This window comes from Yoonia vestfoldensis SKA53, from assembly GCF_000152785.1.
Classification (GTDB): Bacteria; Pseudomonadota; Alphaproteobacteria; order Rhodobacterales; family Rhodobacteraceae; genus Yoonia; species Yoonia vestfoldensis_A.
The window spans coordinates 2516622-2537048 of record NZ_CH672414.1 but is presented as its reverse complement, the minus strand read 5'-3'; the positions used below and the strand labels follow the sequence as shown (position 1 = coordinate 2537048).

The 20427-nt window shown below is 62.2% G+C and carries 19 protein-coding genes; 15 read left to right on the top strand and 4 right to left on the bottom strand.

All coding sequences use genetic code 11. From position 1 onward, the window contains the following. Window positions 1-17 precede the first annotated feature (17 nt). The 8 genes from SKA53_RS12300 (at window position 18) to rmuC (ending at window position 9917) form a co-directional block, all read left to right on the top strand. Window positions 18-1742 (top strand): heparinase II/III family protein, encoded by a 1725-nt coding sequence (locus tag SKA53_RS12300; protein ID WP_040483300.1) that lies wholly within the window; start codon window positions 18-20, stop codon window positions 1740-1742. Between the two features lie 13 nt (window positions 1743-1755). After that, window positions 1756-3345, top strand: coding sequence for a bifunctional phosphoribosylaminoimidazolecarboxamide formyltransferase/IMP cyclohydrolase (purH, locus tag SKA53_RS12295; protein ID WP_040483299.1), 1590 nt, complete (start codon window positions 1756-1758; stop codon window positions 3343-3345). A gap of 11 nt (window positions 3346-3356) precedes the next feature. Further along, window positions 3357-3830 carry a signal peptidase II gene (gene lspA, locus SKA53_RS12290; RefSeq protein ID WP_040483298.1) on the top strand — a complete coding sequence of 158 codons (474 nt, stop codon included), beginning with the start codon at window positions 3357-3359 and terminating at the stop codon, window positions 3828-3830. 52 nt (window positions 3831-3882) lie between these two features. Further along, window positions 3883-4101, top strand: coding sequence for a DUF3035 domain-containing protein (locus SKA53_RS12285; protein WP_007206477.1), 219 nt, complete (start codon window positions 3883-3885; stop codon window positions 4099-4101). An 86-nt stretch (window positions 4102-4187) separates the two neighbouring features. Beyond that, entirely contained in the window at window positions 4188-5519 is a 1332-nt protein-coding gene (locus tag SKA53_RS12280) for a M16 family metallopeptidase (protein ID WP_007206476.1), read from the top strand. Then, complete coding sequence (locus SKA53_RS12275; RefSeq protein ID WP_007206475.1) at window positions 5519-6829, top strand: M16 family metallopeptidase; 1311 nt, start codon at window positions 5519-5521, stop codon at window positions 6827-6829. The genes SKA53_RS12280 and SKA53_RS12275 overlap by 1 nt, the downstream gene beginning before the upstream one ends. A 47-nt stretch (window positions 6830-6876) precedes the next feature. After that, on the top strand, window positions 6877-8688 hold the full coding sequence (gene mutL / locus SKA53_RS12270) for a DNA mismatch repair endonuclease MutL (protein WP_242601265.1): 1812 nt from the start codon (window positions 6877-6879) through the stop codon (window positions 8686-8688). Beyond that, window positions 8685-9917 carry a DNA recombination protein RmuC gene (rmuC, locus tag SKA53_RS12265; protein ID WP_007206473.1) on the top strand — a complete coding sequence of 411 codons (1233 nt, stop codon included), beginning with the start codon at window positions 8685-8687 and terminating at the stop codon, window positions 9915-9917. The genes mutL and rmuC overlap by 4 nt, the downstream gene beginning before the upstream one ends. A 24-nt stretch (window positions 9918-9941) precedes the next feature. Here the strand turns inward: rmuC and SKA53_RS12260 are convergent, their stop codons facing one another. Beyond that, entirely contained in the window at window positions 9942-10589 is a 648-nt protein-coding gene (locus tag SKA53_RS12260; protein WP_007206472.1) for a ChrR family anti-sigma-E factor, read from the bottom strand. Window positions 10590-10596: 7 nt separating this feature from the next. After that, window positions 10597-11253, bottom strand: coding sequence for a sigma-70 family RNA polymerase sigma factor (locus SKA53_RS12255; RefSeq protein ID WP_007206471.1), 657 nt, complete (start codon window positions 11251-11253; stop codon window positions 10597-10599). 120 nt (window positions 11254-11373) lie between these two features. Between SKA53_RS12255 and SKA53_RS12250 the strand changes: the two genes are divergently transcribed. From SKA53_RS12250 to SKA53_RS12225, 6 genes are all read left to right on the top strand, one after another. Then, window positions 11374-12672 carry an NAD(P)/FAD-dependent oxidoreductase gene (locus tag SKA53_RS12250; RefSeq protein ID WP_007206470.1) on the top strand — a complete coding sequence of 433 codons (1299 nt, stop codon included), beginning with the start codon at window positions 11374-11376 and terminating at the stop codon, window positions 12670-12672. After that, window positions 12669-13424 carry a DUF1365 domain-containing protein gene (locus SKA53_RS12245; RefSeq protein ID WP_007206469.1) on the top strand — a complete coding sequence of 252 codons (756 nt, stop codon included), beginning with the start codon at window positions 12669-12671 and terminating at the stop codon, window positions 13422-13424. The genes SKA53_RS12250 and SKA53_RS12245 overlap by 4 nt, the downstream gene beginning before the upstream one ends. Then, window positions 13421-14647, top strand: coding sequence for an MFS transporter (locus SKA53_RS12240; protein WP_007206468.1), 1227 nt, complete (start codon window positions 13421-13423; stop codon window positions 14645-14647). The genes SKA53_RS12245 and SKA53_RS12240 overlap by 4 nt, the downstream gene beginning before the upstream one ends. 3 nt (window positions 14648-14650) lie before the next feature. Next, window positions 14651-15223: a DUF3833 family protein gene (locus SKA53_RS12235; protein ID WP_007206467.1), complete on the top strand. Its 573-nt coding sequence runs from the start codon at window positions 14651-14653 to the stop codon at window positions 15221-15223. 1 nt (window position 15224) lies between these two features. After that, window positions 15225-15962, top strand: a complete 738-nt coding sequence (locus tag SKA53_RS12230; protein ID WP_007206466.1) for an SDR family NAD(P)-dependent oxidoreductase — start codon at window positions 15225-15227, stop codon at window positions 15960-15962. A gap of 75 nt (window positions 15963-16037) precedes the next feature. Beyond that, window positions 16038-16364: a DUF3775 domain-containing protein gene (locus tag SKA53_RS12225; protein ID WP_040483296.1), complete on the top strand. Its 327-nt coding sequence runs from the start codon at window positions 16038-16040 to the stop codon at window positions 16362-16364. On the opposite strand, the gene SKA53_RS12220 is transcribed toward SKA53_RS12225, so the two are convergent. Then, window positions 16349-17413, bottom strand: a complete 1065-nt coding sequence (locus tag SKA53_RS12220; protein ID WP_007206464.1) for a saccharopine dehydrogenase — start codon at window positions 17411-17413, stop codon at window positions 16349-16351. The genes SKA53_RS12225 and SKA53_RS12220 overlap by 16 nt on opposite strands. 12 nt (window positions 17414-17425) lie before the next feature. Continuing rightward, window positions 17426-18070 (bottom strand): histidine phosphatase family protein, encoded by a 645-nt coding sequence (locus SKA53_RS12215; protein ID WP_007206463.1) that lies wholly within the window; start codon window positions 18068-18070, stop codon window positions 17426-17428. A gap of 290 nt (window positions 18071-18360) precedes the next feature. Here SKA53_RS12215 and recQ point away from each other — a divergent pair, with 290 nt between their 5' ends. Further along, window positions 18361-20400 carry a DNA helicase RecQ gene (gene recQ / locus SKA53_RS12210; protein ID WP_007206462.1) on the top strand — a complete coding sequence of 680 codons (2040 nt, stop codon included), beginning with the start codon at window positions 18361-18363 and terminating at the stop codon, window positions 20398-20400. Window positions 20401-20427 lie beyond the last annotated feature (27 nt).

Sequence of the window (20427 nt, the reverse complement as noted above, 5' to 3'; positions counted from 1 at the left end):
CATCTGGACCGCAGTCGATGGCAGAGCATCTTACATGGCGGGGCCGTATCGCGGTATTTGTTGACCGGCGCCATGCGAAACGGGCCGGCCGCGCCAGCGTGACCACGCATTTCGCGCGCGCCCCTGAACCACGACACATGGGGTTGGCCGACAATGGCCAGCATCTGGTCGCGGGCGCATTTCTGTTTTCGGGGCTGCGGATCAACGCGCCGGAGCTGGCGATCTGGGATCTTGCGCCGCAAGACCTCGATGTCATCGCCGAAATTCACGGTTGCGACTGGCTGGCCGATCTGGCCGCCCTTGGTGACGAGGACGCGCGCACCAAGGCGCAGGCTTGGGTCCACGATTGGATCGCGCGGTTCGGCGCGGGCCATGGGCCGGGCTGGCAGGCGGACATCACGGCGCGCCGCTTGTGCCACTGGATCGACCATAGCGATTTTTTGCTGCGCAAACAGGACGCCGCCGCAAAAGCTGCTTTCCTGCAAAGCCTTGCGCGGCAGGCTTTGTTTCTGACGCGGCGTTGGCAGCGCGCGGATGATGACATCGGCAGTTTGGCGCGCATGATCCATGTCGGGCTGACCTTGCACGGCATGGCGGGACCGGTGGATCACATGGCCCTGGCACTGGGCGTGGCTTGCAAAACGCAGGTGGATGCAAAGGGCGCGATCGCGTCGCGCAATCCTGCGGAACTTGCCGCCGTGCTGTCGCATCTGGTGGACAGCAGGGACATGCTGACAGCAGCAGGCCAGACCGTTCCTGCCGATGTCACAGAGGCCATCGCGCGGATCGTGCCAGTCTTGCGCGCATTGCGCCATGCCGATGGCAGGCTGGCGCGATTTCATGGCGGGGGCCATGGTGCGCAGGGCCAGCTTGACGCGGCGCTGGCGGCAGCCGGGGTCAAGACCCCGGCCACGGGACCGACAGCCATGGGTTTCGCGCGGCTGACCGGTGGGCGCAGCACGCTGATCATTGATGCCGCAGCGCCGCCCACGGGGGCCGCATCACGTGACGCCCATGCCAGCACCTTGGGGTTCGAGCTGACCTCGGGGCGCCGACCCGTGATCGTGAACTGCGGGTCAGGCGCGCGGTTTGGTGACGACTGGCGCCGCGCCAGCCGCGCCACGCCCAGCCATTCCACGCTGGCGCTGGAGGGCATATCATCATCCCATCTGGGGCGTCTGGCCACGGAATGGCTGACCGAAGTGCCCCGCCTTGTGCGCGCAGAGATCAGCACCGAAAACGGCGAACGCAGGCTTGCTGCATCGCATGACGGCTATCAGCCATCGCATGGGTTGACCCATGCGCGCCAGTTGCAGCTGTCGGCGGATGGGCGCAGCCTGACGGGCGAGGATTTGCTGACCACTCTATCCCCCGAAGACGAAGCCCAATTCGACCGCATGTTCGACCAGACGCTGCGCGCCGGTGTCCGCTTTGCGATCCGGTTCCATCTGCACCCTGACGTGACCTGCACGCCCAATGCGGACGGGACGCTGGTGTCGCTCGGGCTGAAATCAGGCGAGATCTGGGTGTTCCAGCACGACAGCGTCGCCCAATTATCCATCAGCCCGTCAGTTTATCTGGAAAACGGGCAATTAAAGCCGCATGCCGCGCAACAGGTGGTTTTATCCGGCAGCGCTTTGCCCTATGCGACACGCGTCCGGTGGTCGCTTGCCAAGGCTGATGACACCCCGCTTGCGGTGCGTGATCTGGCCTTTGAAGCCCCGCTTGGCGCCGCTGAATGATCTAGAGGACATGATGACCGACCTTGCACCTTTGCGCCGCGCGCTAATTTCCGTTTCCGACAAAACCGGGCTGACCCAACTGGGCCATGCGCTGGCCGCGCGTGGTGTGGAAATCCTGTCCACCGGCGGCACGGCCAAGGCCCTGCGCGATGCGGGGCTGGAGGTGCGTGACGTGTCCGATTTCACCGGCTTTCCCGAAATGATGGACGGGCGGGTCAAGACGCTGCATCCGGTGGTGCATGGCGGCCTGCTCGCGCGGCGCGATCTGGAAAGCCACCGTGACGCCATGGTCGAACATAATATCGGGCCGATCGACCTGTTGGTCGTGAACCTGTATCCGTTCGAAGATACCGTCGCCAAAGGGGCCGATTTCGACACTTGTATCGAAAACATCGACATCGGCGGTCCGGCGATGATCCGTTCTGCCGCGAAAAACCATGCCTTTGTCAGTGTGGTGACGGATGTCGCGGATTATGATGTGCTGCTGGCGGATATGGATGCCAACGCGGGCCAGACCACGCTGGCCCTGCGCCAGCGCCTTGCCCAGACCGCCTATGCGCGCACTGCCGCGTATGACACGGCGGTCAGCACTTGGATGGCGGGGGCTATCGGCGATGACACGCCGCGCCGCCGGTCGTTCAGCGGTACCTTTAAGCAAACCATGCGCTATGGCGAAAACAGCCACCAGGCGGCGGCATTTTATACCGATGGCACGCATCGCCCCGGCGTGGCGACCGCCGTGCAGCATCAGGGCAAGGAATTGTCCTATAACAACATCAACGACACCGATGCCGCGTTCGAACTGGTGGCAGAATTCGACCCTGCGGGTGGCCCTGCCGTGGCGATCATCAAACATGCCAACCCCTGTGGCGTGGCACGTGGGGCGACATTGCTCGAGGCATACCAGAACGCCTTTGACTGTGACCGGACCAGCGCCTTTGGCGGGATCGTCGCGCTGAACCAGCCGCTGGACGAGGCGACAGCCAAAGCCATTGTCGAGATTTTCACCGAAGTCGTCATCGCACCCGGCGCGTCCGATGCCGCCAAGGCCGTTTTCGCCAGCAAGAAGAACCTGCGCCTTTTGACCACCGATGCCCTGCCCGATGTCAAAGCCCCGATCACCACCTACCGTCAGGTCGCGGGCGGGATGCTGGTACAGGACAAGGACACCGGCCATATCGGCATGGATGATCTCAAGGTCGTGACCAAAGTCGCGCCAACGGATGCGCAGATGGCGGACCTGTTGTTTGCATGGAAAGTCGCCAAACACGTCAAGTCCAATGCCATCGTCTACGTCAAGGACGGTGCCACCGTCGGCGTCGGCGCTGGCCAGATGTCGCGGCTTGATTCTGCGCTGATCGCCGCCAAAAAGGCCGAGCGCATGGCCGATGCGATGGGCCTGCCTGCGCCTTTGACCATCGGGTCAGCCGTGGCGTCTGATGCGTTTTTCCCGTTTGCGGATGGCCTGATGGAAGCCGCCGCCGCCGGTGCCACCTGTGTCATACAGCCCGGCGGGTCGATGCGCGATGACGAGGTGATCGCCGCCGCCGATGCAGCGGGCATCGCCATGGTGTTCACCGGCATGCGCCATTTCCGGCATTAAGGGGACGAATGATGCGCCTGATGTTCTGGACCGGATTCTGGGTCTTTCTGATCGACCAGATCAGCAAGTATGTCGTGGTCCATTGGCTGGGCCTGATCAACCAGCCGGACGGGATCATCGAAGTCTGGCCACCCTTCATCGAATTTCGCATGGCGTGGAACCGCGGCGTGAATTTCGGCCTGTTCGCCGATTTCGACATGCGCTGGGTGCTGATCGCGGTGGCGCTGCTGATCAGCGGCGGTGTGATCTGGTGGTTGAACCGGGCAGGCGGCACGAAATGGGTCTATATCGCGGGTGGCTGCCTGATCGGCGGGGCCATCGGCAATGTCATCGACCGGATCATCTATGGCGCTGTCGCGGATTTTTTGAACATGTCCTGTTGCGGGTTCAACAATCCCTATGCGTTCAACGTCGCCGATATCGCGATCTTTGCCGGGGCCATCGGGCTGGCGTTTCTTGGCGATGATGGCAAGAAAGCTGCGTGACCTTGGCGGCTCCATGCGGTAATCATCGGCAACACGACAAAAAGGACCTCTGATGCGCGCCTTGGTACTTTGTGGACTTGCTCTTGCTCTGCTGGCGGCTTGCGGCAGTAATGACGGCGCATTGCGTGACTTTGGAGCCGTCACCATCGGCCCCGCCGAAATGGACCTTGTCATTGCCGACCCGTTGCTGACGCCACCAACGCTTGATCTGCCGCCGCCAACGCCCGGACAGACCAACCGCGCGAACCCGCGTCCAGCCGCAAGCCGCTAGCGCAGCAATCACATCAGCGTATCGTCGCTTGAACATCGGGCGTGGCGGCATAGCTTGTGGCACAGTGAACAGACCACCGGGGGCCTATGACACGCTTTTTCGCCGCAATTTTCCTGATCTGTCTGGCGCTGACCGCCACGGCAGAGGATGTGACGACCTATACACTGGACAATGGTATGGATGTCGTCGTGATCGAAGACCGCCGCGCGCCTGTTGTCGTGCATATGGTCTGGTACAAGGTCGGGTCCGCGGATGAACCCGAAGGGCAATCCGGTGTGGCGCATTTTCTGGAACATCTGATGTTCAAAGGCACCGATATGCTGGCGCCGGGTGAATTTTCACAGGTGGTCGCGGCCAATGGCGGCAGCGACAACGCCTTTACCAGTTTCGATTACACCGGCTATTTTCAGCGTGTCGCCGCCGACCGTCTGGACCTGATGATGCAGATGGAAGCAAACCGGATGACCAATCTGGCGCTGACCCCCGAGGATATCATCACCGAACGCCGCGTCGTGTTGGAAGAGCGCGCGCAAGTAACAGACAGCAACCCCGGTGCGCTGGCGCGCGAACAATTGATGGCGGCACAATACCAGAACCACCGGTACGGCGTGCCGATCATCGGCTGGCAGCACGAGGTTGCACAGTTGGACATGCCGGAACTGACAGCCTTTTACGAACGCCATTATGCGCCCAACAACGCGGTGCTGATCGTGGCCGGTGATGTTGACCCACAAGACGTGCTGGCGCTGGCGCGCGCACATTATGGCCCGATCCCCGCCAATGCCGATCTGCCCGCACGCGCCCGCCCGTCCGAGCCGCCCCAGCGCGCCGAACGCCGGATCACCTATGTCGATCCGCGCGTCAGCCAGCCTTATCTGGTACGCAGCTATCTGGCCCCGCACCGCCAAAGCGGCGCGCAGGAGGATGCGGCAGCTCTTGTCTATCTGGCGGAATTGCTGGGCGGGTCGCCTTTTACGTCCGAGCTTGGCCGCGCCTTGCAGTTCGACGCGCAGACCGCGATCTACACAAATGCCAGCTATGGCGGGATGTCACTGGACGCCACGACGTTTTCTTTCGTCATACTGCCATCCGAGGGTGTGTCCCTGGCGGGTGCAGAGGCCGCGATGGATGACGTGATCACCGCCTTCATGAACAACGACATCGACCCCGCCCGCATGGATGCGATCCGCACCCAGCTGCGCGCCTCTGAAATCTACGCACTCGATGACGCACAGAGCCTTGCGCGGCGCTATGGCACGGCGCTGACAACGGGGCTGACGGTCGCGGATGTGCAGGCTTGGCCCGACACCCTGCAATCGGTGACGCCCGCCCAGATCAAGGATGTCGCCGCCCGTGTCTTCGACCGCAACAGCGCCGTGACCGGCTGGATCGTCGCCGCGCAAGAGGATGCACGCTGATGCTGCGTATTCTGACACTCTTTTGGCTCACCCTGCTAGCAACAACCGCACAGGCCGAGATTGCCATCCAGCAAGTCACATCCGACGGCGGGATCAACGCTTGGGTCGTCGAAGAACCCAGCATTCCCTTTGTCGCGGTGGAAATCCGGTTTCGCGGTGGCGCGTCGCTGGACCTGCCCGGCAAACGCGGCGCGACCAACCTGATGGCCGCCCTGCTGGAAGAAGGGGCCGCCGACCGCGATGCGCAGGCTTTCCAGACCGAGCTTGAACGCCTTGCCGCGCGGTTCAGCTTTCGTGCCACCGACGACACGATCAGCATTTCCGCGCAATTCCTGAGCGAAAACAAGGCCGAGGCGCTGGCGCTGCTGGAACAGGCGCTGATCGCGCCTCGGTTTGATCAGGCCGCAATCGACCGCGTGCGCGCGCAGGTCCTGTCGGGGATCGCCAGCGATGCGGTGAACCCGCGCAGCATTGCCGGTGCCGCCTTTGATGCCGCGGCCTTTGGCGACCATCCTTACGGGACATCGCTGGATGGTACCGCTGACAGCGTAACCGCGCTGACCCGCGATGATATGATCGACGCCCATCGCAACGCGCTGACGCGTGACCGGCTTTATGTGTCTGTCGTGGGTGATGTGACGGCAGACCAAGTCGGCCCGATGCTGGACGCGCTTTTGGGCGATCTGCCGGCCGAGGGGCCGCCACCGCCTGCCGATGTGGCCTTTGGACTGGACAGCGGTGTCACGGTGATTGATTTCGACAATCCGCAATCCTTTGCCCTGTTCGGCCATGCCGGCATGAAACGCGATGACCCCGATTTCTTTGCCGCCTTCATCGTCAATCACGTCCTTGGCGCGGGCGGGTTCGAATCGCGCCTGATGACCGAGGTGCGTGAAAAGCGCGGCCTGACCTATGGGATCAGCAGCAATCTTGCGCCGATGTTCCATGCGGAAATGGTGATCGGCAGTGTCTCATCCTCCAACGACACCATCGCCGAGGCGATCGCTGTCACCCGCGCCGAATGGGACCGCATGGCCTCCGAAGGTCTGACCGAGGCCGAGCTTGCCGCCGCCAAAACCTATCTGACCGGTGAATATCCGCTGCGCTTTGATGGCAATGCCGCGATTGCGTCGATCATGGTGGGGATGCAGATGATCGACCTGCCGCCCGACTACGTCATCAACCGCAATGATTTCGTCGAAGCCGTGACGCTGGATGACGCCAATCGCGTCGCAGCAGAGCTGTTGCGCGCGGATGATCTGCATTTCGTCGTCGTGGGCCGCCCAGAAGGGCTGCAAAGCACAAAGTAGCGCGAAACGCGCTGTCAGAATCGCGCGATCATGCTATGGATTGTGGCATGACCGCATCCGCCCCCCAGATACAGCCCCGTCCGGTGATCCGGCAGCTGGACGAAGCCGCCATCAACCGGATCGCGGCGGGCGAGGTGCTGGAACGTCCGGCATCTGCGGTCAAGGAACTGGTGGAAAACAGTATTGACGCGGGCGCGCAGCGGATCGAGGTCGTGATCGCGGATGGCGGCAAGACCCTGATCCGCGTCAGCGATGATGGTTGCGGGATGGCGGCGGATGACCTGCCGCTGGCCCTGTCGCGCCATGCCACGTCCAAGATCGACGGGTCGGACCTTCTCAATATCACGTCCTTCGGGTTCCGGGGCGAGGCGCTGGCCTCGCTTGGCGCCGTAGGCCGCCTGCTGATCACCAGCCGGACCCCCGGCGATGGCGCGCATAGCATCGCGGTGTCGGGTGGGCGCATCAGCGACGTGCGCCCCGCCGCGCTGACCAGCGGCACGGTGGTCGAATTGCGCGACATGTTTTATGCCACCCCTGCCCGCCTGAAATTCCTGCGCACCGACAGGGCAGAGGCGCAGGCGGTCACTGATGTTGTCAAACGGCTGGCGATGGCGGAACCCTTTGTCACCTTTATCCTGCGCGATGCGTCGGATGGCGATACCCGTGTGGTGTTCCGCGCCGATGCGCAGACAGGTGATCTGTTCGATGCTTTGCACGGGCGGCTGCAAACCGTGCTGGGCCGCGATTTTGCCGACAACGCGCTGCGCATTGATGCAGAACGCGACGGGTTTCACCTGACCGGCTATGCCGCCTTGCCCACCTATTCGCGCGGGGCGGCCGTGGCGCAATTCCTGTTCGTCAATGGCCGGCCCGTACGCGACAAGATGCTGCTGGGGGCCTTGCGCGCCGCCTATATGGATGTGCTGTCGCGCGACAGGCATCCGGTGGCGGCACTGTTTGTGGATTGTGACCCCATGCTGGTCGACGTGAACGTGCATCCCGCGAAATCAGAGGTCCGTTTCCGCGACCCCGGTGTGGTGCGCGGGCTGATCGTGTCGGGCCTGCGGCACGCGCTGGCGGGGGCGGGCCACCGCGCGTCCAGCACGGTGGCTGATGCGACCCTTGGCGCGATGGAACCGCAGCATGCCACACCCCGCGTCTATCAGATGGACCGCCCCAGTTTCAGCGCGCGGTCGCTGACCTTTCAGGCACAGGCCCCCGGTTTTGCGGAAATGCCATCCGCCCGCGTGGAACCGCCCGCCGATGATACCAGCGCCGATCTGCCCTTGGGGGCGGCGCGCGCGCAGGTGCATGAAAATTACATCATCGCGCAGACCGCCACGGGTATCGTGATTGTCGATGGGCATGCGGCGCATGAACGGCTGGTCTATGAAAAACTGAAAAGCCAGATGGCCACCAACGGCGTTGCGGCCCAAGCCCTGCTGATCCCCGAAATCGTGGAATTGTCGGACCATGAAACCGCCGCCCTGCTGGATATTGCGGATGATCTGGCGCGGCTGGGCCTGACCATCGAACCCTTTGGCGGCAATGCCATCGCCGTGCGCGAAACGCCTGCGATTCTGGGTGAAATCAACGCTGCCGCCATGCTACGCGACATATCGGACGAACTGGCTGACCAAGGCGACAGCGCCTCTGTGCAGGCGCGGATCGAGGCGATCCTGAGCCGTGTTGCATGCCACGGGTCGATCCGCACGGGGCGCCGGATGCAGGCCGCGGAAATGAATGCGCTGCTGCGCGAGATGGAAGCAACGCCACATTCGGGCCAATGCAACCACGGACGGCCCACCTATGTAGAACTGAAACTATCCGATATTGAAAGATTGTTTGGCCGCACATGATCCAGATTGGTGATACCTCTTACCCATTCAGCGATCCCGCTGTGCTGGCCGTGCTTGGCGGGCTGGCCACGTTGGTGCTGATCCTGATCTTGCTGATCACAACCCTGCGCCGCGCCGGTCAATCCGCCGAGGCGGTGAATTACGTCGCCCATCAGATGGGACGCATGTCGCAGGATATGATCGGACTGGCCCAAGGGCAAAACCAGCTGGCGGGCAATATCCAGACCGTCAGCGATGCGCAGGCCAATGCCCAAGTCCGCGTGATCCAGACGATGGAGGCCCGACTAGCCGAGGTGCAGGCGCAGGTCGCTGAACGGCTGGCCGACAACGCGCTGAAATCGGCGCATTCACTGGCGGAAATGAACGAACGGCTGAAAGAAACGCTGACCGGCAGTTCCGAGAAAACTACCAAAAGCCTGACCGAATTGCAAGAACGGCTGGCCACCATCGACCGCGCGCAGACCAATATCGAAAAGCTGTCGGGCGATGTTTTGTCCTTGCAGGATATCTTGTCGAACAAGCAACGACGCGGGTTGTTCGGGGAAATCCAGCTGACCGATATCGTGTCAAAGGCGTTGCCCACCGACAGTTTCACCCTGCAGGCGACGCTGTCCAACGGCAAGCGCGCGGATTGTCTGGTGCATCTGCCCAATCCGCCCGGCCCTATCGTGATCGACGCGAAATTCCCGTTTGAATCCTATGAGGCATTGGCCCGTGCGGATACGCAGGAACTGCAGAAAATCGCGCTGCGCGATCTGGGCAATGCGGTGCGCAAACATATCAAGGATATATCGGAACGCTACATCATCGAAGGCGAAACCGCCGATGGCGCGATCATGTTCCTGCCATCCGAGGCGGTCTATGCCGAGTTGCACGCCCGCCTGCCCGAAGTCGTGCGCGCCGGTTTCGATGCCCGCGTCTGGATCGTCTCGCCCACGACCTGCATGGCCACGCTGAATACGATGCGCGCGATCCTCAAAGACGCGCGGATGCGCGAACAGGCGGGTGCCATCCGCAAGGAATTATCGCTGTTGGGCGGCGATGTGGAGCGGCTGGTCACCCGTGTTGGCAACCTTGACCGGCATTTCGGGCAGGCGGCCAAAGATCTGGAAGACATCAAGATTTCAGCGGAAAAAGCGGGCAAGCGTGCGAACCGGCTGGATAATTTCGACTTTGCCGAAATCGCTCCCGACGCGGCCCCTGTCCCGATCGCGGTTCAAGACCCGTAAGGTGGGTCAAGACCCAGCCCACTTTCAAATCCCGATAAACCGCTGCGCAAGACGCGGCAACAGACCCTTGAACTGCAAGGGCGCATCGGTTGCGGCCAGGCAGATGCAATCCACGCCCTGTTCGGCGACCGGCGTGTGGTTCAGATCTTCGTTTGCAACCTCGATATCACCCGCAGCGAACCGGTCTGTCGCATCGACAAACGCCCCTTGCAGCACCAAGGTCAATTCCGTGCCACGATGCCCGTGATCCGGCACAGCCGTCCCCGCAGGAATGCGCAGCAACCGCACGCTGGCGCCGCCTTCGGTTTTCAGCACCATCTGGCTGACGCCGCCGCCGATCTTGCGCCATTTCACGCGGTCCAGATCACCATTGACGTAGCCCCGCAATGGCGCTGGAAACACGCCGCCCGCAGGTTTGGCCGATACCCGTTCCATGCACGGCGCATCCATAATCCGCGCCATCGCAGCGGCCAGCGCATCCTCGGCCATGTCCACGGGGTCGGCGTCCAACATCACCTCGCCGCCGACCGCATCAAATTCGGCCAGCGCCGCGCGGCAGGTGTCGCACATGGAAATATGGGTGGCGACCACCAGGTTGAACGCCTCTGGCAAATTGCCTGCAGCATAGCCCACCAAGAGGGCATCGGTCAGGTGGTGTTTGATCTTTTTCATCTGCGTTTCATTTCATTGTATGGCGAAGACGTTCCAACGCCAGCCGTATCCGTGATTTGATCGTCCCAAGCGGAAGGCCGGTTTCGGCGGCAATCTCGCTATGGCTCAACTCGCCGAAATAGGCGCGTTCGATCAGTTTCCTTTGTTCCGCGGGCAAGGCGGCAAGCGCCTGACCCAATTGTTCCGTTTCTTGTTGCAGACCCATGGCGTCGGCCTGTTCGGGTTCTGCCTCTGGTCCCCAAGGCAGGTCCTCAGGCTCGGGCCGTTTCTGTTTGCGCAAAAGATCGATCCGGCGGTTCCGGGCGATGGTGAAAATCCATGTGGACACACTCGCCTTGGACGGGTCGAACAGATGGGCCTTGTTCCACAGGGTCACCATCACTTCTTGCGCGCATTCTTCGGCCAGATCCGGGCTGGCCCCCGATTTCATGAGAAACGATTTCACGCGCGGGGCAAAATAGGCGAACAATTCGGCAAAAGCCGCCTTGTCCCTGGCGTCGCGCACGGCGGCGACCTGTGTCACCCACGCCATGCGTTTGGTCGTTGCCTCTGCCATCACCCGATTTGCCCCCGTGGCGCCAATGCCCGCCTTGCCTGTCCTTTTATAGACGGGCATCGCGGTGACTGCATCAGCTTTCGGTGGGGCGTGCATCTCGATCAACATGTGTTTATTACGCCGCGATCAGGCGCTTGGATCAGCGGGTCACAAAGTATTTTGCGTGATCCATGGCAAACCGCGCTACGTAGTGACCAGATAAGAAACGACCGGGGCGACGGAGACAATATGCTGGTAGAGACAGGGACGGCCGCGCCCATCAAGATTGCGGTGATCGGTGCGGGGATTTCGGGGATGGGTGCGGCGCATGCCTTGGCCAAGGATCACCGGGTCGTGGTGTTCGAGGCTGAAAACCGGCTGGGTGGCCATGCCCGCACACGCATGGCAGGCCCGAACCGCGACCAGCAGGTTGATACCGGATTCATCGTGTTCAACTATGCCAATTATCCGCGATTGACGGCGTTGTTCGATCAGCTTGATGTGCCGGTCGTCAAAAGCAACATGAGCTTTGGTGCGTCATTCGGTGGTGGCCGGCTGGAATATGGCCTTGCCAGTCTGGATGCGCTGTTCGCCCAGCGCAAGAATGCCGCCAACCCCCGTTTCCTGCGCATGGTCCGCGATATTTTGCACTTCAACAAACACGGGCTGGCCGCCAGTCAGGACCCGACCCTGACCATCGGCGGGCTTCTGAAAAAACTGCGCCTGTCGGATTATTTCCGCGACCATTACCTGTTGCCGTTTTCCGGCGCGATCTGGTCCACGCCCAAGGAAAAGATCCTTGATTTTCCCGCCCATGCGATGATGACCTTTTTTGACAATCATGCGCTGCTGGGCGCGACGGGCCAGCATCAATGGTACACCGTCGATGGCGGTTCGCAGGCCTATGTCACCCGCCTTGCCGCCGATCTGGCACGCCGCGATGTCGATCTGCGGCTGGGCGCGCCTGTCGATGCGGTCCGCCGCATGCCCGGCTGGGTCGAGGTCAAGGCCAAGGGCGGCGATTGGGAACGTTTTGACGAGGTGGTTTTCGCCAGCCATTCCGACCAGAGCCTTGCCATGCTGTCGGATGCATCGCCCGTCGAACGCGACACGTTGGGCGCTGTGCGCTATCAGCCCAACAGCATCGTGCTGCATTCGGACACATCCATCATGCCCAAGCGCAGGCAGGTCTGGTCGTCGTGGATCTATACCGAGGCGACAGGCCAGCAGGGCGGCGAAATCGACCTGACCTATTGGATGAACTCGCTCCAGCCGTGGCTGAAGGCCGATGAGATGATGGTCACCCTGAACAGCCGTCGCCCGATCCGCGAGGATTTGATCTGGGACGAAGTGACCTTGCATCATCCGGTCTATGATCTGGCCGCCCTGGCTGCGCAGAAAACCGCCGCAGCGATGAACGGTACGAACCGGACATGGTTTTGCGGCGCATGGATGAAGAACGGTTTCCACGAGGACGGGCTGTCCAGCGCGCTCGATGTGGTCGAAGGGCTGAATGCGCCCGACCGCATGGCGATGGCGGCAGAGTGACCCCGCGGGTCGACCATATCGCGGGGGAAACCTATCACGGGCGGCGGGGTGCGACGAAAAACGCATTCCGCTATTCCATCGACTATGTGCTGCTGGACACGGAAACTGCGCCCGATGCGCCCGCGCTGTTTGCGCGCAACGCGGGCAACCTGATGTCACTGCATGACGCCGACCATGGCGGGCCACCCAAACAAGGGCGCGGTGCGGCATGGGTCCGCGATGTGCTGGCCGCCCATGACGTGCCACAGCCCGACAGGATCATGCTGCTGGCGCAGCCGCGCGTGCTGGGCCATGTGTTCAATCCGGTGTCGTTCTGGCTGTGCTATGATGACGATGCCCTGACCACGATCATTGCCGAGGTCAGCAATACATTCGGCGACCGCCATTCCTATCTGTGCCGCCACGATGACGGGCGTGCGATCACGAAATCGGAAACGCTCGCCGCCCAAAAAGTAATGCATGTTTCCCCTTTCCAGCCGTTAGAAGGTGGTTATGTGTTCCGCTTTGATATCCAGCCTGACAGCATTGGCGTCTGGATCGACTATACCCGTGGCAATGGCGGGCTGATCGCCACGCTGATCGGCGCGCGCCGTCCGATCAGCAATGCCAGCATCATCCGCGCGGTGCTGCGCCGCCCCTTCGGGTCGCGCCGTGTGCTGGCGCTGATCCATTGGCAGGCGGTCAAGCTGTGGTGGAAAGGGGCGACGTTCCGGTCGCAACCCGCCCCGCCACGTGACGAGGTCAGCCGGTGAAAGCCCTGACCGACAGGCTGCCTGCCTTCAGCCTGTTCGCCGCCGTGCTGTCGGGGGCCGGTCTGCCGATCTATATCTATGCGCCGAAATACTATGCCGACACCTATGGCGTCAGCCTGACAGCATTGGGTGCGGTGCTGTTCGGGCTGCGCCTGTTCGATGTGGTGCAAGACCCCGTGCTGGGCTGGATCAGCGAACGGCTGACGCGGTTCAAGAAACTGGCAATCACGCTGACGGCTATTGCGCTGGCGCTGGCGATGATCGGGCTGTTCGCCGTGGCCCCGCCGATTGCGCCGATCTGGTGGTTCGGCCTGACGATCACGGGGCTGTTCACCGCGTTCAGTTTCCTGACGATCAATTTTTACGCCCAAGGGATCAGCAAGGCCGGCACTGCCGAGGGCGGCCACGTCCGGCTGGCCGCATGGCGCGAAAGCGGGGCCTTGCTGGGCGTCTGCATTGCCGCTGTCATCCCCACGGTGCTGATCGGTGTGGTGGCTTACCCGTTTGCGGTTTTCGCCATCGGCTTTGCTGTGGTCGCGCTGGTCGCCGCCTATTTCATGTGGCCCGAATGGAAAGGCCGCGTGGCACAGGAACCGTCCCATATCCGGGACATCATCGCCGACCCGATCGCGCGCCGGTTGCTGATCCTGGCGCTGGTCAATGCCACGCCGCTGGCGGTGTCATCGACCCTGTTCCTGTTCTACGTCGAAAGCAGGCTGGGCGCGCCCGGTTGGGAAGGCGCGCTCTTGGTGCTGTTCTTTCTGACGGCGGCGTTGTCGTCACCGCTCTGGTCCGCGCTCGCGCGCCGGTTCGGGGAAAAGCGGGTTTTGCTTGCGGCCATGACGCTCGCCGTTGCGTCGTTTGGCTATACGCTGACTTTATCCACCGGCGATGTGATCCCGTTTGCGATCATCTGCGTATTAAGTGGAGCAACGATCGGGGCAGACCTGACCTTGATGCCCGCGATGTTCGCCAAACGCATGGCCGCGATTTCGCCGACCGGTGGGCAGGGGTTCGGGCTTTGGTCCTTGGTCAACAAGTTCACGCTGGCCTTTGCGGCAGTTGTCTTGCTGCCCATGCTGGAACGATCCGGTTTCACCGCAGGTGCGACCGATTTGCCGGACACGGCATTAACGACCCTGACGGTGCTGTACGCAGTGGTGCCGTCGCTATTGAAATTGTTGGCCATCGGCTTGCTGGTCGCCACAAAGCTTGAGGAATGACCGATGTCGTTTGTGATTTACAGCGTTTTGGGTGCGGCCCTGATGGCAGGAGCCGTCTATGCCAAGACCCGCTATGCATCGTTCCTTGCGCAAAAGCCTGATGACTACGTCGCAGGCCCGATGTTCGACATTCGAGAACGGTTCAACGGCCCCATTGTCTGCGAAGGCGTGATTTTTGGCCCCACTGGCAAGGTATCGTCACGTTTCGTGGCGGATTTCCACGCGACATGGAACGGCAACGTCGGCACGATGGTCGAGAAATTTCACTATGACAGCGGGTTGCAGCAGGATCGCTGCTGGACCCTGACCCTGTCGAATGACGGCACGATCAAGGCCGAGGCCCCCGATGTCGTCGGTGCCGGTACCGGAAAGCAGCAAGGTTCCGCCGTTGTGCTGAATTACCGCATAAAACTGGCCAAGGAAGCTGGCGGGCATGCGCTTGATGTTACAGACTGGATGTATCTGACATCGAACGGGTCGATCATGAATCGCAGCCAGTTCCGCAAGTTCGGGATCAAGGTGGCAGAGCTTGTCGCCACGATGCGACCGCGCGATCAGGCCTACGCAGGGGAATGAAGTGACCGAATGGCAAGGAAAACGCTATTGGATCGTAGGCGCCAGCGAAGGGCTGGGGCGTGAAGTCGCCTTTTGCCTTAGCCGTGCCGGGGCAGATTTGGTCGTGTCCGCCCGGACCGAGGACCGCCTGAAAGATCTGGTCGAGGATTTGCCGGGCAAGGCATCTTACATCACCCTCGATGTCGCTGATCGTGCGTCGGTCGAGGCTGCCGCCGCAGAGGTCGGGCAGATCGACGGTGTGGTTTATCTGGCGGGCGTCTATTGGCCGATGAAGGCACAGGACTGGGACAACGAAAAAGCCGACATGATGGGCGAGGTCAATTTCCTTGGCGCGTCGCGTGTTGTGGGATCGGTGATCAAGGATATGGTCGCGCGTGATGCGGGCCATATCGTGCTGGTCGGCTCGCTGTCGGGTTTCCGTGGCCTGCCCGGTGCCATCGGCTATTGTTCGTCCAAGGCGGGGATGATGGCGCTGGCGGAATCGATGCAGGCCGATCTGCGCCATACCGGCGTCAATGTGCAGCTGATCAACCCCGGTTTTATCAAGACGCGCCTGACCGAAAAGAACGATTTCAACATGCCCTTCATCATGTCGCCGCAGGATGCCGCGAAAGAGGTGTTCGAACATATGAACACCGATGCTTTCAAGAAAAGCTTTCCCTTGGTGTTTTCTTGGGTGTTCCGCGGGTCGCAGTTTCTGCCTGACTGGATCTATTATCGGCTGTTCGGCGCAAAGTGACCGGCGCAACTGTTGCGCCAGATCAAGGCCGCCTGTGGTATCATCGCGCAAGGTCGTACCACAGGAGGGCCGCAGATGTTACCCATTTCAGCAGACAAGGTGGCCGAGGTTATCATCCTCGCACGCGAACTTGACCGCGCGGAAAATGAATTTGACGGTTTCGTCGATCGCCTGAACGAAGATGAACAGGCCGGTCTTGTTGCCCTGTTCTGGATCGGGCGTGGCACGTTCGACCCCGAGGATCTGGCCGAGGCGGTGCGCACCGCAATGGCCGAGGCCACCACACCAACTGCCCGTTACCTCAAAAGATCGCCGCATCTGGCCGACCATCTGGAAAGCGGGCTAGAAGCTTTGGGCATCGACAGCAGCGCGGTCGAGGGCGAGCTTTACCGCCCCGTCTGATCCATCGCGCGGTCAAACCAGGCCTGCGCGCCAGCCCAGACGCCACTGTCCATCCGGTCGAGCGTTGCCAGATGCGGCAGCAGTTGTGCGGCGAAATCTTCGCTGCTCTCGGTTGGCATCATGCTGGGCAGGTTGTCGATGGCGGTCACGTCCAGCACCGGCGCGTCATGCACGCGCAGGGCGGGGGCGTCCCATGTCGTTGTGCGGTCATAGACCTTAATCGGGGAAAAATCGCTGTCGGGGTCACAGGCGATATCCCCGATCACGGTCAGGCGGCGCGCGGCTACCTTGGCGCTGGAGGGGACAAAGACCGGCGTGCCGGGGCGCGCAAGGATGCAGTTCAGAAAAATATCATGCGCCAGTACTTGCGGGAAAGGGCCACCATGCGCGGTTTCAGCCATATCCCATTTCGTGACCGGCACGCCCATAGCGCCGCAAAGATCGGCAGCCCCCGCGCCCACACGGCCCAGCGCTCCGATGATCAATGCGGTGGGCCGTTTGGTGCCAAGCGCCACCAGACCTGACTGCAAATCCCCCAGCAGATGCGCGGCAGAGGGATAGGCGCGCACCGGTCCTGCCACCTGCCCGCGTTGCTGCGCCATCCAGCACAGCAACGCGACAGCCGCCCCCGCATAGCCCGCCCAATAGCCAAAGGCCGCAACGCGCCGCCCGTCATCATCCATCAGATATTCCAGATCAAGCAGCCTGCCGCCACCGGCGCGGAACCGGCCCAAAAGCACCTGCCCCGCCGGTTGCCCCTTGTACGCATGACCGAACATGATGTGGCGATGCCGCAGCGGGGTGCCGTCGTCGGGCAGTTCTTTCAGCCCAAAGATCACCGCACCCTCGGGCGCATCGGGCCAGCCGAATTCGGGTGCTGTGGCACAGCCTGCGGCGGCATAATCGGCGATAGGGATAATCCGTTGGCGGCTGTCCTCGACCGTCACGCGAAAACCGGCGGCGATCAGGCGCGCGGCCCCTTGTGGCGTCAGGCCGGTGCGTTCTTCATGTGGGCGGCTTTCGGCGCGTACCCAAAGGTGGATGGACATCTATGGGGCCTTTCAGAAATGGGTCAGCGCATGGGCGCGGTCATCGGTATCCAGATGCGGCACCGCGTTGAAACTGGCCAGGATCGGCCCTTGCGGGATCACATGGATGCGATGGACCGAGGAATTCAGGATCGGCAGCAGGATATGCGCCATCCGCGTCGGATCAAGGTCGAGCAGGTGGCGGATGATCATCCCGATCACGCCGCCCGATGTCACGCACAGCACGCGAACACCGGGTTGTGCGGCCTCTTGCAACACGCCAGTGACGCGGGATTCAAAAGAAGCGAAGGTTTCCACGCCCATAATCTCGGCCCGGTGCCACGCCTGCATGACCTGCGGCACATGGGCCGCAAAGTCGTCAGGCCCCGGAAACGGCACGCCATGCACATCCTGCAAGGCGCGGCCAAGGTTGAAATAATCCATCTCGTTCAGGCGCGGGTCGATCACTGGATCGGCATAACCCAGCCCCGCCGCCGTTTCGCGGTGCCTGCGCAGGCTGCCGCTGATCACCTTGTCAAAAGGCCGTTCGCGGTCACGCATGTAATCGCCCAGCCATGCGGCCTGCTGATGGCCAAGATCCGACAGGCGGTCATAGCCGTCTTCGTCGCGCGCGCTGGAATTGGCCTGACCGTGCCGGACCAGAATGATTTCGCCCATGTGGATGCTCCTTCGCGCACAGGATTAAGCCGTGCCACCGTCGTTGACAACGCAGTCATCGGCGACAGCAGCGCAATATCAACAGATCTGGTCACACCCGCGTGACCCGTCAAAGATCACGGCAGATCATGGCGCTGGATGGCTTGCAGATTTGCAGGACCGGCATCGCGCCTCGCGGTCTATGCGCGCAAAGGCGGCCTTTTGCATTTTCGTGCCAGTACGGGTTGTTCACAGATTCCGGTTGTGGGATTGTCACCGGCAATCAAGAAAATCCAGATACAGGTCCCCCTATGCCCGCAGCCACGCTTTTGCGCGATGTCTTTGGCTTTGACGCCTTCCGGCCCGGCCAGCAAGAGATCGTCGAGGCTGTCGCCGCGGGGCGTAATACGCTGGCGATCATGCCCACGGGTGGCGGGAAATCCTTGTGTTTCCAGCTGCCTGCGCTGATGCGGCAGGGCGTGACAGTGGTGATTTCCCCGCTGATCGCCCTGATGCGTGATCAGGTGCGCGGGTTGCAGCAGGCGGGCGTTGTCGCAGGTGCGCTGACATCGGGCAATACCGAGGAAGAGACAGAGGCGGTGTGGTCCGCTTTGGACTCCGGCACGCTGAAACTTCTGTACATGGCGCCCGAACGTTTGTCCGCCGGTGGCACCGTGCAGATGCTGCAGCGCGCCGGTGTCAGCCTGATCGCCGTGGACGAGGCGCATTGCGTCAGTCAATGGGGCCATGATTTCCGCCCCGATTACCTGCGTATCGGTGAATTGCGCGAAGCACTGGATGTGCCGCTGGCCGCCTTTACCGCCACGGCAGATGCCGAAACACAGGCCGAGATTGTCCAGAAATTGTTCGCAGGCCAACAGCCTGCGACATTCCTGCACGGGTTCGACCGGCCCAATATCCACCTTGCCTTTGCCGCAAAGGACAGTCCGCGCCAGCAGATCCTGGCCTTTGCCGCCGCGCGCAAGGGACAATCCGGCATCGTCTATACCGGCACCCGCGCCAAGACCGAAACACTGGCGCAGGCGCTGCGCGAGGCAGGGCATCTGGCCTGCCATTACCACGGCGGGATGGAGGCCGAGGATCGCCGCATCGTCGAACGCCGGTTCCAGCAAGAAGACGGGTTGATCGTCTGCGCCACCGTCGCCTTTGGCATGGGCATCGACAAACCCGATATCCGTTGGGTCGCCCATGCCGATCTGCCCAAGTCGATCGAAAGCTATTATCAGGAAATCGGCCGCGCGGGGCGTGACGGCGCCCCTGCCGAAACCCTGACCCTGTTTGGCCCCGACGACATCCGCTATCGCCGCCAGCAGATCGACGAAGGGCTGGCCCCTGCCGACCGCCGCGCCGCAGATCATGGACGGCTGAACGCGCTCTTGGGTCTGGCCGAGGCGCTGCATTGCCGCCGCCAGACGCTGTTGTCGTATTTCGGCGAAACCAGCGATGCTTGCGGCCATTGCGACCTTTGCGACAAACCGGCCGACGTATTCGATGCCACGACCCCCGTGCGGATGGCGTTGTCAGCCGCCCTGCGCACCGAAGAATATTTCGGCGCGGGTCATCTGATCGACATCCTGCTGGGCCAAGCCACCGACAAGATCAAGGCGCGCGGCCATGACAGCCTGCCAACCTATGGCGTGGGCCGCGATTACGACCGCCGCCAATGGCAGGCGATTTTCCGGCAGATGATGGGCCATGACCTTTTGCGCCCCGACCGCGACCGGCACGGTGCCTTGCGCATGACCGATCACGCCCGCCCGATCCTGCGCGGCGAGGCGCAGATCATGCTGCGCCGTGACACGATCACCGCCGCCAAAGGCGCGGGGCCAAAGGTGCATACCCTGGTCAGCGAAGACGACGCGCCGCTTTTGTCCGCGCTCAAGGCGAAACGCCGGTTTCTGGCCGAACAGGCGGGCGTCCCCGCCTATATCATTTTCAACGACAAGACCCTGATCGACATGGCCGAAAAACGCCCCGCGACGTTGGATGACATGGCCCATATCGGCGGGGTCGGCGCGAAAAAACTGGAAAGCTACGGGCGCGCGTTTCTGGAGGTGATCGCGGGAGAGGCGGAAAACCTGCACCCCAGCCGCCGCAAGCTGGCCGGCCGTGACGAAGGGCTGATCTATGACCGCCTGCTGGCTGCACAAAGCGCGCTGATCCGCGGCCCGCATGGCGCGGACAAACCGATGACCTGTTCGGCATCCATGCTGGCCAAGGTGGCGCAATTGCGGGGTGCCGATATCACCAGCCTGACCCGCCTGATCGGCGAGCGGCACGCCGAAAGGTTCGGCGACGCGTTTCTGGAAGTGCTGGAAAGCGCGGCGTAGACAGGGGCGCTGCCCCTCCCCCGGACG